This is a genomic window from Sorangium sp. So ce367 (assembly GCF_051520455.1).
GTDB lineage: Bacteria > Myxococcota_A > Polyangia > Polyangiales > Polyangiaceae > Sorangium > Sorangium cellulosum_B.
Map to the genome: position 1 here is coordinate 750293 of NZ_CP150334.1, position 13831 is coordinate 764123.

Genomic DNA, 13831 nt, shown 5'->3' on the forward strand with positions numbered 1-13831 from the left:
AAAACGAAGGCGGCCGCTGTTCTCGTTTGCGGTCTCACGGCGTGCAACTTCGACATGGGTGAGTGCTATCTCAGGGGCCAGGGAACGGACGGCGCAGGTGGCAGTATCATCATCCCGTCAGCAGCTACAGGAGACGCATACCGAAACGGTGACGACGTGGGTAGCGGTACCTCTGAGCAGATGGCAGGGTGTGCCCCGGTCACCAGGTGCAGCGAATACTTTGAAGCTTGCCAGGTCAAAGGACGGCCTTGCACGCGCATAACGACAAGCGGTCATACGTTCTGTCGCGACTGTCTTGACTATTGTCTTCGCGGCGAGCCGTACGAATCTAGTGAGTGCCTTCGCTGTGGATATCGCTAGCGCAACACATGTGGTTTTCGAGTCTCGCGTGGCGGATCGCATCGCGCCGCTCGGTGCCGCCAACGTTGTCGTCGACTCCGACTGTGTTCTTGTTGGACCGTCTCGCGTGGGTGCGTCCGAGCATGTCCTTGCGCGTCAGGCGTGGTGGGGTGATTTTGACGACCCTATCGGTGCTGATCGCAAGATAGGTCCTGCGGTTTTCGTATGGGTTTCGTCCACCAATCTGCGCGAGCGCGTCGCGCTCTGGAGAGCCTGCAGCAGGCTGCGCACGCGTGCCATCCCCCGCAAGGACATCGTCGTCGTCGATCTGGATCCTCCATTCCTGGGGCTGGACACCAACGACTCTGCCGTGCCGACGTGGTGCTCCGCCTCCGCGCTTGGTACGATCCTGGAGCGGCTCGATGAAGCGCGTCCCTGGCCGCCCGGACGCTACCGACGTGCCGTCCGCCTCTGGAGCCAGTACACGGCAGCAGATCCGAGGCCGTTCGCACAGAATTGCGCGCGTGGCGTCGAAGGGTTTCCAGAGCTCGCGCCCTTGTGGGAGCTCCTCTCGTCCTTTTTCCCGAGAAGGACTGCGGGAGGAGCGCTGCGCCTCAGTCGATTCGACGAGCTGCTCCTGACCATCCTGTCTGCGGAGTGGCAGACTCCTCTCGCGGTGGTTGGGCGCGACCTGCGGGCTGGAATGGACTTGTGGAGGACGCTCTCCTGCACGGGCGACCTGTTCCTGCCGCGCCGGCTGGAGCATTGGGCAGACCACGACGCTGGCGCGGCTGTGGAACGAGCGCCAGGCCCAGAGCCATCCGACTCGCACCCGATGCTCTCGCGAGTGTATCGGCTTACCGAACGTGGGTTGAAGCTCCGCGAAGGCATCGATGTCCTCGCGGACGCACCTGGTTTGCCCCTGGCAGGGGTCGAGGCGTACTCGACTTCAGCTCCCTGGGTGCTGCTCGAAGATGGACGGCTGGCTCGCTTGTGATGACTACGTATTCTGGCGTGATCCTGCCGCCCGTTTCGACCTGATCCTGCCACCGGTTCTAGCGCCACCCGGCCACCGATGCCGGTTTCGTCGAGAAGCTCGACGAGCTCTTCCCCGGCCTCGTGACGCTCACCAAGGAGCAGCGGAAGACCGCGCCGAGGCTGCGTGACGGCGAGCACGCGATGCTGCACAAGGTGCTCGAGGTGGTCGACATGAAGCCGGCCCTGTTCGAGTCGCTGGCCGATCAGGACGAAGGTATGGACCCGAACCGCTTAGAGACGGCGCTGGTAGCCTCGACCAGGGCGGGGGAGCGCGCTGATGCGGCCCCAGGAGAGGCCGCGAGCGTACAGACTCTGCGAGCTCGGCAGCATGGCCTGTCTGGCTCGTGTGGTGCGCGGTCGAGTTCTCGTAGTAGCCTCATCGCATGGATGAAAAGGATTCGCCGATCGCGGAGCGTCGCTACAGCGTGGAAGGTCAGCCTGGGCGAGAGATCATCTTGAAGATTGGACGGCCGTTCGAGGTGAGCCCTCCTGGGGTGGACTGGGCGTGTCCCGTCATCTTCGAGGGCCTGGACGACGGATGCAGCAAGTGCGTGTACGGGATCGACGGTGTGCAGGCGATCCAGCTCGCGATGCAGTACGCGCGCAACCAGCTGGAGGCCTCCGGGCTGCAGCTCCTCTGGGTGACCGAGGAGCCGGGCGATCTGGGGCTCCCGCGCCCGATCGAGAGCACGCTCGGCGTATGGTTTCAGCGCGAGCTCGAGCAGATGGTGGAGAGTGAGCAACGCAGGATGCACGAGATCGTGCTCAAGCTCGGCGAGGTGCGCGAGCGGCGCCGGAAATTGACCGGAGCCTAGCTTCGGCGCGGTGCCCGTTCCGTCCCGTGGGCGGGGCCGATCGACCGATGCGTGCTCCTTTCCTCGTCGGCTCCTCCTCCGTCGAGAAGGCGGCGCGCCCCATCACATCGTTTCGATCGACTTGAGCATCTCCGGCACGAAGTGGAGTCTCGGTCGGAGCAGCCTGTCGCGACGCCCGGGCTGTCGGACTTGGAGCATGGCGCCGGTCGCGGAGCTGTTCGAGGCATCCAGCAGATCATCGGTGAACGTATAACTATAATTCTCTTGCTTGGTCGGTGTCTTGTCCTCCGCAGCGGCCTCGGGGATCGAGACGCCGAGAAACAGCAGCGCGGCTGTGACCGAAATAAGCGATCGCGGTTTCATCATGTCTCCTCGCCTTTGTCGGACACGAGCGAGGTCCGCAGATTGGGACCCTTTTTGTCGAGCTCGCCGGTGCGGCCCTGCTTGAGCGCGCTGAGCTCCCTGCTCGGGGCGCCCGCTCCCTGGGGCACGCTCCATCCATGGGGACGATGCACCCCTGCGTTCCGCGCCGACAGGCGCGCTCGATGTCGTCGCGGAGGGCTTCCCGGACGGACCACCCGATCTGGTGACAACGCAGGTGACATCGCTCTCCTTCCGCGTAGAATCGGGCCCGATGCTCATCTGCAGTCGAAGGAGCACGACGGGCGGCCTCATCGTTGCGGTCATCGCGGCGCTGGCCGTTGTCGTCCCCGCCGGAGCGGCGAGGGCGACCGAGGAAGCGCCGGCAAAGGTGGAGAACGGCATCGCCGTCGGCGCTCAGCTGGAGGCGCTCGCGGACGTCAAGGTCGCGCGCGCCGAGGTCGCCCGGGGCTCCAGGGTGAGCGTGGCCAGGCTGATCGAGCGCCAGGGCCAGCTCACCGCCGTCGACGTCGAGCTCGCCGACGGCCACGTCGCACGCGTGGCGATGGCGACGGTACGCAAGTCGTTCCGCGTCCTCTCCGAGTAGCCGGCTTCTTCGCCCCGGCGCGCGATCGCGGCTACGGTGCCGCCATGCCGAACCCTGCCAAGGTGCGCGTCGCCGTCCTCTTCGGCGGCCGCTCGGCCGAGCACGAGATCTCCCTCCTGTCCGCCCGCTTCGTCGTCGAGGCGCTCGACCGTGACCGCTTCGAGCCGGTGCTCATCGGCATCGACAAGTCCGGCCGCTGGCTGCTCCAGGAAGAGGCGCTGCTCCTCGGCGCGGCGCGCGACCCCCGCCTCGCCCGGCTGAACGAGGCGATGCCGGAGATCGCCCTCGACGCCCACCCCGGGCCCGCCGGCGAGGCCACGCTGACCGTGCCGGGCGGCGCGCGCGCCGCGATCGACGTCGTCTTCCCCGTCCTGCACGGGCCCACGGGCGAGGACGGCTGCGTCCAGGGCCTGCTCGAGCTCGCCGGCGTCCCGTACGTCGGCTCCGGCGTGCTCGGCTCCGCCGTGGGGATGGACAAGGACGTGATGAAGCGCCTGCTCCGCGAGGCGGAGATCCCGATCGTCCCCCACGTCACGCTCCGCCGGGCCGCGTGGGACCGCGATCGCGGCGCGTGCATCGACCAGATCGCCGCCCTCTCCGCCCCCAGCAGCGCCGGCTTCGGGCCGATCTTCGTCAAGCCCGCGAACCTCGGGTCGTCCGTCGGGGTCCGGCGCGTCAAGGTGCGCTCCGAGATCGAGGCGGCCGTCGAGCACGCCTTCGAGTTCGATCTGAAGATCGTCTGCGAGCAGGGCATCGAGGGCGTGCGCGAGATCGAGTGCTCCGTGCTCGGCGACGACGACCCCATCGCCTCCGTGCCCGGCGAGATCGTGGTCGGGCACGCCGACGGCTTCTACTCCTACGCCGCCAAATACATCGACGCCGACGGGGCCACGATCCGGATCCCGGCCGACCTCTCCCCGGCCGAGGCGAACGCCGTGCAGCTGGTCGCGCTCCGCGCGTTCCGCGCGCTGGAGGCGTCGGGGATGGCCCGCGTCGACCTCTTCCTCTCGCCCGATCGCGCGCTCTACGTGAACGAGATCAACACCATCCCCGGCTTCACGGCGATCTCGATGTACCCGAAGCTCTGGGAGGCGAGCGGCATCCCCCCGCGCGAGCTGATCGAGCGCCTCATCGGGCTCGCGCTCGAGCGCGGCGCGCGCAAGGCCCGCCTCAGGACGAGCGCCTAGCGCCGCGCGTCAGCCCCCGTCGAGCCGCACGCCGGGGGCGCCGAGCGCGGGCCGCCGCACGAGGCAGGGGCCGAGCGCCTCGAGGATGTGCGCGTGGCGCTCGGCGGGCGCCCACACGAGGATGTGCCCGCCGCCGCCTGCGCCGCACACCCGGAGGACCTCGACCCCGAGGCCGTCGAGCCGCCGCTCCACCGAGAGCGCGATCGCGCTCGCCGCCCTCGAGAGGCGCACCTTCGCGGCCGCGCCCCGGCGCATGCCCGAGAGCACCAGCGAGAGCGAGCCGATCTCGAAGCCGCGCGCGACCTCGCCGGCCGCCGCCACGAGCTCACCGTTCGCGTCGCACGCCGAGCCGGCGTCCATCCGATCCAGCACCTCGCCCGACACGCGCCGCACCTCCGTGTCCACGAGCAGCAGCCCCGCCGAGAGCGCGGGCACGAGGTCCGGGCAGCCGATCGCGAGCGGCCGCACCCCGGAGCAGCCGCCGGCCTCGAAGGCGAGATCGAGCAGCCCCCCGAACGCCGCGAACACCTGATCCTGCGCGCCGCAGGCGTTGCGCAGGCGCTCGCGCTCGATCGCGACCGCCTCGCGCGCCAGATCCTCCGGCGCGACGGGCTCTCCGATCGAGGCGCGCAGCGCGAACAGCGCCGCCACGGCGACCGACGCGCTGCCGCCCAGGCCGGCCCCGGGCGACGTCTCGCTCTCCACCCGCAGGGCGACCCCGTCGCCCACGCCCGCCGCGGAGAGCGTCGCCTCGACGAGGCGGAACGCGAGATCGTCGCGCGGAGGATCCGCGCGGCGCCGCAGGAGGACGCGCGCCCCTCCGGCGCCGCCGGCGCCCTCGGTCGGGTGCGGCTCCGCCCGCCCCTCGCCGCGCGCGGCGAGCTCGAGCCGCACCCAGCCTCGATCGAACGGCTCCACGATCACGCGCACGCGCAGATCGATCGCGGCGCCCACGACGCGCCCGCCGTCCTGTCGGGCGATGCCGGGCAGGTCGCTGCCACCCCCGGCGAAGGAGACGCGCATCGGCGCGCTCGCGGCCGCGCGCCACAGCGGGCTTCGCAGCGTTCGCGGCGCGGAGAGGGAGCCGGCGCAGGGGATGCTCATGCTGTCCTTCGGCGCGAGCGCGACCCGCCGGGACGCGAGCCCGCCCCAGGGACCGAGGCGGAGCGCCCCGCGGCGGCACCCGGTGCAGGGAGCAGGCCATCGATGGAGCGCCCGGCGTGCACGCTCCCGCGCGGTCCCGCTCGGTTCCGCTCAGTTCAGGTCCTTGCTCGCGGGCTCGCTCCGCGGCGAGGGCTGCGCGCGGGCCGCGTCGAGGATCCGGTCGATCACCTTGAGCCCGGCCGCGAACATGTCCCGCTCAGCGCGCTCGCCGCCGGCGTGCACCTCGGCCGCCTTCTCCCGGAGGGCGAGCGCGTCGCGGCGGACGACCGGGAGGCGGGCCGCGCCCGCCGCCTCGGCGATGCACCCGGCGAGATCGTAGATGAGGAACGCGTCCTCCTCGCTGATCCGGGCCTCCGTACGGCGCCCCTCGGCGCGGGCGCGCGCCGGGGATCCACCCGCGCGATCCCCCCGGGCGTGCGGCGCGATCTCCCGATCGTCGTCGTCCCCGATCGAGCCCGAGGAGACGCGGTCGAGCAGGCTGGTCAGCTCGACCCGGTAGGCGGCGAGGACCAGCGCGCAGAGCGCCCCGCGATCGCGCAGCGAGAAGAGGATCAGCTCGAGGAGCCGGTCGGACCGGGTCGCGCAGTTTTGCATCGCTGCCTTGTACGGCGTCCGCCCAGGTGACCTCAATCCAGAACGCCACCGCCCGCGGCGGATCCGCCCTTGGACGCGGGGCACGTTACGCACCGAGGGCGCTCGCGTGGCGCGCGCCGGCCCGTCGAGGCGCACGCCGAGGCGCGAACCGCCCCGTCGAGGCGCGCGCCGGCCCGTGAAAACGCGCCGAAACGCGGATAGCGTGGGGGGCCCCACGCGGCGGTTGCGGAGCTGTGCCGGATCGGTCAATAGGTCCGACCCTCCTGCGTCAACGGGCCGCGACGGATGTCTGGCGTGCTGACGCTCCGGCTCAGCCTGTCACCTCATCCACCATCGCATCGGCATCCCCGTGACCGCGAATCGTTCTACGAGCCCCACGCCCACCCGAGAGCAGTCCACCGCGCCGTCCTCGGCCACCGTCACGACGTCCGCCCGGCCCGCGCCGCCCACGTCGCCCACGTTTGCGGACGGCGCGCCCGGCGCCGGGCTGAGCGAGCACGGCGCGGCGATCGTCCGCGAGGAGGAGGCGCTGCTCGCCCGCGTCACCGCGCACCTCGCCGCCGCCGCGACCAAGCCGTCGCGCCCGCCGCCTGTCGAGAATTACGAGGAGCAGCTCCTCTCGCTGCGCGATCAGATCGCGGCGGCGCGGCTGGAGGACGTGCCGGCGCTGGTGCAGCAGATGGAGCGCCTGCAAGGGATCGCCGCGCGGCGGAACGAGAACGTCGTCGAGCCCGTCGATCCGAAGTCGCCCTACTTCGGCCACCTGCGCCTCCGGGAGAAGGGCCGCCCCGAGCGCGACGTCCTCATCGGGCGCACGACGCTCGTCGACGCGAGCGCGGGCGTGCGGATCGTCGACTGGCGCCACGCCCCGGTCAGCCAGATCTACTACCGCTACGAGGAGGGCGCGGAGTACGAGGAGACCTTCGGCGAGCGCGACGTCGAGGGCACCGTGCTCGTGCGGCGCACCGTGACCATCGACGACGGCGAGCTCTATCGCATCTCGGCGCCGCAGGGGACGCTCGTGCGCGGGCCCTCGGGCGGCTTCCGCGAGATCGCGACGCGGGCGACCGAGCTCTCCGGCGGGCAGGGCAGCGCGGTGCGCCCCGAGGACATGCGCGACATCGCGCGCGCGGCGGCGGGCGGCGCGCGCGGCGGGCTCGGGACGGGGGCGGCGTTCCACGCCCGCGAGGACCGGCACCTCCCGGAGATCGCGGCGCTCCTCGACCCGCGGCAGTTCGAGCTCATCTCGAAGCCGGACGCCGGCATCGTGGTCATCCAGGGCGGCGCCGGCAGCGGCAAGACGACGATCGGCGTCCACCGGCTCGCCTTCCTCTCCTACAACGGAGGCCGCCGCTTCACCGCCGACAAGATGCTCGTCATCGTCGGCAGCCCCGCGCTCCGCGCGTACATCAGCGAGGCGCTCCCCGCGCTCGGCCTGGGCGGCATCGCGGTCGAGACGTTCTCCGAGTGGGCGCGCGTGGCCCGGAAGCGCGCGTTCCCATGGCTCGAGGCGCCGATCGAGGAGAACACGCCCTCGGTCGTGACCCGCTACAAGACCCACCCGGCGATGCTCCACCTCCTCGAGCAGCGCGCGGCGGAGCTCAAGGACGACGCGCGGGCGCGGCGCGACTCGCGCGGCACCCTCGCGTTCTGGGCGGACGTGCTCACCGATCTCGACCGGGTGATGGCCGCCTTCGAGGCGGCGGGCGACCCGGAGTTCGGCCCGGAGCAGGTGAAGCGCGCGTGGCGCTGGTGCGCGGACCGCTGCCCCGCCGTGCTCGACCTCGACCCGGGCGACCGCGCCGAGCGCAAGGCGGCGATGGCCGACGAGCCCGCGGACGACGACGACGACCGGGGCGGGGACGGGCGCGAGGTCTCGAGCGACGACCGCGCGGTGCTCGACCCCGAGGACGACGCGCTCCTCCTGCGGGCGTACCAGCTGCTCAGGGGCGAGCTCCGCAAGGGGAAGAACGTGCTCGTCTACGAGCACCTCTTCGTGGACGAGGCGCAGGATCTCGCGCCGATCGACCTCGCGGTGCTGCTCGGCGTCGTGGCCGAGCCGCGCAGCGTGACGCTGGCGGGCGACACGGCGCAGCGGCTCTTCATGGACTCCGGCTTCCGCGACTGGCGGGCGACGCTCGACGACCTCGGCCTGTCGCGGGTCGACGTCGAGCCGCTGCGCATCGCGTACCGCTCGACGCGCGAGGTGCTCGCGTTCGCCCGCGCGGTGCTGGGCCCGCTGGCGGATCCGACGCCGCCCCTCGCCCCGCGCAGCGGGGCGCCGGTCGAGCACCACCATTTCCCGAGCGCCGGCGCGGCCGTCGCGTTCCTGGCCGACGCGATCCGCCCGCTGTTCGCGCGCGAGCCCCGCGCGACGCTGGCGATCCTGGCGCGCCACCCCGAGCAGGCGGACGTCTACTACGACGCCCTCAGGATGGCGGAGATCCCGAACCTCCGGCGCGTGCGCGCCTACGAGTTCGCGTTCCGCCCCGGCGTCGAGGTGACCGAGGTCCGGCAGGTGAAGGGCCTCGAGTACGACTACGTGGTGCTGGTCGACGTGAACGCGTCGACCTACCCGGCGGACGACGAGTCGCGGCACCTGCTCCACATCGGGGCGACGCGCGCGGCGCACCAGCTCTGGGTGATCTCGACGGCGGCGCCGTCGCCGCTCGTGCCGGACTGGCTGGGCTGAGGGGCAGGGGGACGAAGGGGCCGCTCGAGCGCAGCCAAGCTGCGCCTCCCTCGGCAGGCCTTGGAAGGCATCGGAAAGCCTCCGAGGGGGAGATGGACACAATCGACACCGGGCCGTGAGAGAATCCTTGACCAAAGCGAGGCCGTGAGTAGATTCCCTCTCGCGCGGTGGAGCAGCCTGGTAGCTCGTCGGGCTCATAACCCGAAGGTCGTGGGTTCAAATCCCGCCCGCGCAACCACGACCCAAGTAGCAAGAGGACGCGAGGATTGGCCGAAAAGGCCACCTCGCGTTTTTCGTTTTCAGGGTCTGTCCGCTTGCGCCGAGCGTGAGACCGGAGAGGCGATCTGAGCGATCCCGCCGTCCGGCCGCTTCAGGCGAGCGCTGCTCGTCGCGCGCTTTGCCTGCTCGCTTGGTGTGTGCCTCTCGGGAGAGGTCCTGGTCGTCCCGGCGGCCTCGCGCGCCCTGGGTCCGAGTCGTTCCATCGGAGCGCGGCGGCACGGCGCGGCTCGCGCGCAAGGGCGATAAGACGCTCACCCCTTCTGGAACATCGAGCGTCGACGAGCGTCGATGGCGCGAACTCCATCGCTCTCTGCGGCTCCGGCGCGCCGCCGCTCCGATGCCCTGTCCGTCGGCGGTGTCGCTCGGGAAGTGCGCCGCGCTACGGGGCCGGCACAGGTGCGGTTCGCCAGCGCCACATCCGCGGCCCCGGTCCGCTCGTCGCGCGGCCGCGCCCCCGGCGAGGTCGCCGCGATCTGTGCGCGTTCGTCGTGCGTTCGTTGCGCCTTGGTCGGGCGTTGGTCGGGCGTTGGTGGCGCGTTCGTGGGCATGGCGCGCGCTTCCACGGGCGTCTCGCGCCGGCGGCGCAGCCCTCTCGTCGCGCCGTAGGCAGGCGCCGGCCCCCTGATGTAGGATGGCGATAGAGGCGGCTCCTGTGCTCTGAACACGCGCGCCGCGGCGCGCACCTCACCGGCGCATTCCGGTAACCTCCAGCGGACAACCACGATGGCCAAACCGAACGATCCCTTCGCACCCTCGACCAACACGCGCGGCGCTGCGACGCCGGGGGATGCTGCCAAGCCGCAACGCAGCGCCAGCGCGCCCGCGCCGGCGGCGCGGGCGTTGCCCTCCACGGGGCCTGCCACCCAGCGAGGGCCGGGGGCCTACGGCGCGCCCGAGTTCCTCAACAAGGCGCGCAGCGCGCAGCCCCCGGAGCTCCTGAGCCAGCGCACCATCGAGCTCGTGCAGTGGTCCTGGGCGAAGGTGATGCCCATCTCGGACGCCGCCGCGGCGCTGTTCTATGAGCGGCTGTTCACGCTCGAGCCGTCGGTGCGGCCGCTGTTCAAGAACGATATCGCCGAGCAGAAGAAGAAGCTCATGCAGACGCTCTCCGTGGCCGTCGATGGGCTGAACAACCTGCCCAAGCTCGTGCCGGTGCTCCAGGCCCTCGGCGTCCGGCACCAGGGCTATATGGTCGTCGATCGGCATTACGACGTGGTGGGCGAGGCGCTGCTCTGGACGCTGCGCGAGGGGCTCGGCGACTCCTTCTCCGCCGACGTCGAGTCCGCGTGGAAAGAGGTCTACGGCGTGGTCTCCGACGTCATGAAGAAGGCCGCCGCGGCGCACGCGGCCGTGGGCGGCGCGCAGGCGCACCCCTCGCCGGCGCCGGCCGGGAGGGAGGCCCCGCGGCTCGGCTCCTCGCAACCGGCGCAGCGCTCGGCGCCCGTGGAGCAGGCGGTGCAGCTGCCGAAGTCGGTGCCGCCGCCCTCGTCGACCAAGGCCTCGCGGACGCTCGTCGGGGTCGTGCCGCCCTGGCAGGGCGACCCGCCGCCGCCGCCCGCGCCCGCCGCGGCGCCGGCGGGCGCGCCGATCAGCCTGCGCACGATCGAGCTCGTGCAGCGATCGTGGGCGAAGGTGATGCCCATCTCGGACGCCGCGGCGGCGCTCTTCTACGACCGCCTCTTCGAGCTCGATCCGTCGGTGCGGCCGCTGTTCAAGAACGACATGGCCGAGCAGAAGAAGAAGCTCATGCAGACGCTCGCCGTGGCCGTCGATGGGCTGAACAACCTGGGCAGGCTCGTGCCGGTGCTCCAGGCGCTCGGCGTGCGGCACCACGGCTACATGGTCGTCGATCGGCATTACGACGTGGTGGGCGAGGCGCTGCTCTGGACGCTGCGCGAAGGGCTGGGCGACGGCTTCACGCGCGACGTCGAGTCGGCATGGACCGAGGTCTACGGCGTGATCGCGGACGTCATGAAGAAGGCGGCCGCAGATCACGTCGCGAGCGGGGGCGGTCGCAAGGCCGACGCCGCGCCCGCGCGGGAGCGGGCGCCCGCGCAGCGGCCGCCCCTCTCGGAGCAGCGCGCGCCGGCGCCGTCGAGCGTCACGGAGGTGATGCCGGCGAAGCGGCGCCCGGGCCCGCTCGACGAGGACGCCGACACGCTGCACTACCAGACCAACCCTGCCCATGAGGCCATGATGACCAGCGGTATCCACCACGAGGAGTCCCGGGCCGCGGCGCGCCCGGCATCCGCAGCGCAACCTGTCGCCGCGAGCGCGAGCCCGCAGGGGCTCGTCATCCCGTGGGCGGGCCAGGACATGGTCGTCAACGTCCACGTCAAGCTGGACGGTCCGCTGGTGACGGTCCCGGTCGCCTCGCCGGGGATCGCGTCGCCGGCGGCGGCGCCCGTCGTCCTGGAGCCGACAGGCCCGAGCGGCCTCGCCGCGGGGCTCGCGATCGCCCTGCTCTCGATCGCCGCCTCGATGGCCACGGCCATCCTGATGACGGTGGGCGGCGCCGACAAGGCTGCGGCCGGCGCGGGCGCCGCGGCCGGCGCGGGCGCCGTGCCCAACATCGCGTCCCTCGCGACCTACGCCGTGCCGATCATCGTCACGGTCCTCGTCCTCTCCGCGTTCACGATGGGACACATCCTGGGGCGGGGTCGGGCGCGGAGCGACGGGGGGCCCGGCGCGGGGCAGCTGTGAGCTCCTCGTGCGGGTCGTGAGCGGGTCGTGGACTGGAAGCCGACGCATTCGCCCGGCGAGCGCACGGGTTTGATGGCAAGATGGGAATGAGAGTCCGATGATCGCGGAGCCTGCGAGTACGCTGACCCACCTGGCGGGACAGTGGCTGGGACCGTTCCAGCTGATCCAGCTGCTCGGCATCGGCGCGATGGGCGCCGTGTACCTGGCCAGGGACAGCGTGCTCCAGCGCGACGTCGCGGTGAAGCTCATCGCGAAGGGGAGCGCGGACACCGATCCCGAGCGGCGCGACCGCTTCCTGCGCGAGGCGCGCGCGGCGGCGCGCCTCCTCCACCCGAACGTGGTGCAGATCTTCCAGGTCGGCGAGGACGAGGACGTCCGTTACATCGCCATGGAGTACGTCCACGGCCTCACCATGGCGCAGGCGGCCAAGCAGCACGGCGGCCGCCTGCCGGAGCAGTTCGGGATCGAGAAGATGCGCGAGGCCGCGGCGGCGCTCGAGCTCGCGGCGTCGTTCGGCATCTCCCACCGCGACGTCAAGCCCGCCAACCTCCTCCTCAATGCGTCGGGGACGCTCAAGATCGCCGACTTCGGCCTGGCGTCCCATCCGGAGAGCGGCCCGCTCGGGAGCAGCTCCGCCCGCACGCTGGAGGGCACGCCGTTCTACATGAGCCCGGAGCAATGGACCGGGCAGGACATCGCGCCTCCGTCGGACATCTACAGCCTCGGCTGCACGTTCTACCACCTGCTCGTGGGCAGGACGCCCTTCTCGGCGCGGGATCTCGCTGGCTGCTTCCAGGCGCACTGCCACGCGGCCGTCCCGGATCCGAAGCTGGCGATGCCGGACATCGACCCGCTCCTCGCGGAGCTCTTGCGCCGCTGCATGGCGAAGAGGCCGCAGGAGCGGCCGTCGGCCGGGCACATCGTGGCGTTCCTCGAGGACATGCTGATGCTCCGGCGCAGCAGCGTCAGGCCGCGAGAGATGTCGGAGCCGAAGAGCGCGCTGCTCGGCGCGCCCATGGATCTCTCCGATACGAGGATAAGCGAGCTCCCAGCGCCGCCGAGGGGCCCGCTCGCGACGCCGACGGGCACGATCCTGGTGAACAGCTCGACCGCCGTCGGGCACTTCACCGGCCAGTACAGCTACCGGGATCATTTCGGGCTGACCGGCTATCCGTTCAGCGACATCCGGCAGCCGAGCTTCTTCTGGGACGCAGGCCCTTATGCCTGGATCCTGAGGACGCTGGCGTCGCAGATCGTCGCCGGGCAGCGCCCGGCGATCCTCGTGGGCGAGCCGGGGAGCGGCCGGACCTTCGTCTGTGAGATGATCAAGAACAAGGTCCCGCGGATCCACGTCTTCTCGGTCGAGCCGCAGCTGCTCTTCGGGACGCGGCCGCTCGTGTCGCTGTGCAGGCAGGTGGGGGCGACGGCCATCACACCGACGCTGAGCCAGCAGTTCCTCGTCGACGCGTTCCTCGGGCAAGCGCTCCTCCGCGCCGGGTCGGACGCGATCGCCGTGCTGGTCGTCGACGGCGTCGATCCGGAGGATCACGATCTCCTGATGGAGCTCCATGACATCCTGCGCTGCGCCCCGGCGGGCAAGCTCTCGATGATCCTGGTGGGCGCCCCCGATCTCCCCGCGACCCTCGCCTCGAACGGCGTGCCGCGCGAGCTCTACTCCGGCGCTCAGTCGCTCCTCTTGCCCGGCATGACGCAGCAGGAGATGATCGAATACATCGACTTCCGGATGTGCTCGGTCGGAGGGAGCAGGCGGGGGCTCCAGCTGGGCCTCGCGGCCCAGCAGCTGCTGCACGCGAGGAGCGGCGGCAGCCCGAAGCTCATCAACATCTACTGCCACAACGCGCTGACGATCGCCGCGCTCCAGGGCGAGACGGACGTGAGCCTGTCGTCGATCCGCCTGGGAATGAAGAGCAAGAGCTATCTCACCGCCGAGGCGGCCACGAACCTGATCCGGGGCTGAGCGCGCCTCCTGCGGTCGTCTGGCGCGGCCGGAGCGGTCGTGCGCGGGGCGATCGCGACGCGCTCGCGCGCTGGC

The 13831-nt window shown here is 71.5% G+C and carries 10 protein-coding genes and 1 tRNA gene; 8 read left to right on the top strand and 3 right to left on the bottom strand.

What is annotated here, in order from left to right; all coding sequences use genetic code 11:
* Nucleotides 1-388: 388 nt before the first annotated feature.
* Together WME97_RS02845 and WME97_RS02850 are read left to right on the top strand one after the other, a co-directional pair.
* Nucleotides 389-1336 carry a hypothetical protein gene (locus WME97_RS02845; RefSeq protein WP_437549318.1) on the top strand — a complete coding sequence of 316 codons (948 nt, stop codon included), beginning with the start codon at nt 389-391 and terminating at the stop codon, nt 1334-1336.
* 424 nt (nt 1337-1760) lie between these two features.
* A complete protein-coding gene (locus WME97_RS02850; protein WP_437549320.1) occupies nt 1761-2192 on the top strand; it encodes a DUF6968 family protein in 432 nt (143 codons plus the stop codon).
* A gap of 102 nt (nt 2193-2294) precedes the next feature.
* Here the strand turns inward: WME97_RS02850 and WME97_RS02855 are convergent, their stop codons facing one another.
* The gene (locus WME97_RS02855; protein ID WP_437549322.1) at nt 2295-2558 is read right to left on the bottom strand and encodes a hypothetical protein; all 264 of its coding nucleotides are present in this window, start codon (nt 2556-2558) and stop codon (nt 2295-2297) included.
* A gap of 268 nt (nt 2559-2826) precedes the next feature.
* Here WME97_RS02855 and WME97_RS02860 point away from each other — a divergent pair, with 268 nt between their 5' ends.
* Nucleotides 2827-3159, top strand: coding sequence for a hypothetical protein (locus tag WME97_RS02860; RefSeq protein WP_437549324.1), 333 nt, complete (start codon nt 2827-2829; stop codon nt 3157-3159).
* Between the two features lie 44 nt (nt 3160-3203).
* Complete coding sequence (locus tag WME97_RS02865; protein ID WP_437549325.1) at nt 3204-4346, top strand: D-alanine--D-alanine ligase family protein; 1143 nt, start codon at nt 3204-3206, stop codon at nt 4344-4346.
* 9 nt (nt 4347-4355) lie between these two features.
* Here the strand turns inward: WME97_RS02865 and WME97_RS02870 are convergent, their stop codons facing one another.
* Both WME97_RS02870 and WME97_RS02875 read right to left on the bottom strand, forming a co-directional pair.
* Nucleotides 4356-5450: a GHMP family kinase ATP-binding protein gene (locus WME97_RS02870; RefSeq protein ID WP_437549327.1), complete on the bottom strand. Its 1095-nt coding sequence runs from the start codon at nt 5448-5450 to the stop codon at nt 4356-4358.
* Between the two features lie 150 nt (nt 5451-5600).
* Nucleotides 5601-6104: a hypothetical protein gene (locus WME97_RS02875; RefSeq protein ID WP_437549329.1), complete on the bottom strand. Its 504-nt coding sequence runs from the start codon at nt 6102-6104 to the stop codon at nt 5601-5603.
* A 349-nt stretch (nt 6105-6453) separates the two neighbouring features.
* Here WME97_RS02875 and WME97_RS02880 point away from each other — a divergent pair, with 349 nt between their 5' ends.
* From WME97_RS02880 to WME97_RS02895, 4 genes are all read left to right on the top strand, one after another.
* Nucleotides 6454-8796 (top strand): ATP-binding domain-containing protein, encoded by a 2343-nt coding sequence (locus WME97_RS02880; protein ID WP_437549331.1) that lies wholly within the window; start codon nt 6454-6456, stop codon nt 8794-8796.
* A 161-nt stretch (nt 8797-8957) separates the two neighbouring features.
* A tRNA-Met gene (locus WME97_RS02885) sits at nt 8958-9034 on the top strand.
* Nucleotides 9035-9798: 764 nt separating this feature from the next.
* Nucleotides 9799-11778, top strand: a complete 1980-nt coding sequence (locus WME97_RS02890; RefSeq protein ID WP_437549332.1) for a globin family protein — start codon at nt 9799-9801, stop codon at nt 11776-11778.
* Nucleotides 11779-11875: 97 nt separating this feature from the next.
* Nucleotides 11876-13756: a protein kinase domain-containing protein gene (locus tag WME97_RS02895; protein ID WP_437549333.1), complete on the top strand. Its 1881-nt coding sequence runs from the start codon at nt 11876-11878 to the stop codon at nt 13754-13756.
* Nucleotides 13757-13831 lie beyond the last annotated feature (75 nt).

Coding starts and splice junctions, on each gene's coding strand:
- WME97_RS02895 (WP_437549333.1), top strand. CDS start 11,876: ATGATCGCGGAGCCTGCGAGTACGCTGACCCACCTGGCGGGACAGTGG.
- WME97_RS02850 (WP_437549320.1), top strand. CDS start 1,761: ATGGATGAAAAGGATTCGCCGATCGCGGAGCGTCGCTACAGCGTGGAA.
- WME97_RS02860 (WP_437549324.1), top strand. CDS start 2,827: ATGCTCATCTGCAGTCGAAGGAGCACGACGGGCGGCCTCATCGTTGCG.
- WME97_RS02890 (WP_437549332.1), top strand. CDS start 9,799: ATGGCCAAACCGAACGATCCCTTCGCACCCTCGACCAACACGCGCGGC.
- WME97_RS02865 (WP_437549325.1), top strand. CDS start 3,204: ATGCCGAACCCTGCCAAGGTGCGCGTCGCCGTCCTCTTCGGCGGCCGC.
- WME97_RS02870 (WP_437549327.1), bottom strand. CDS start 5,450: ATGAGCATCCCCTGCGCCGGCTCCCTCTCCGCGCCGCGAACGCTGCGA.
- WME97_RS02875 (WP_437549329.1), bottom strand. CDS start 6,104: ATGCAAAACTGCGCGACCCGGTCCGACCGGCTCCTCGAGCTGATCCTC.
- WME97_RS02855 (WP_437549322.1), bottom strand. CDS start 2,558: ATGATGAAACCGCGATCGCTTATTTCGGTCACAGCCGCGCTGCTGTTT.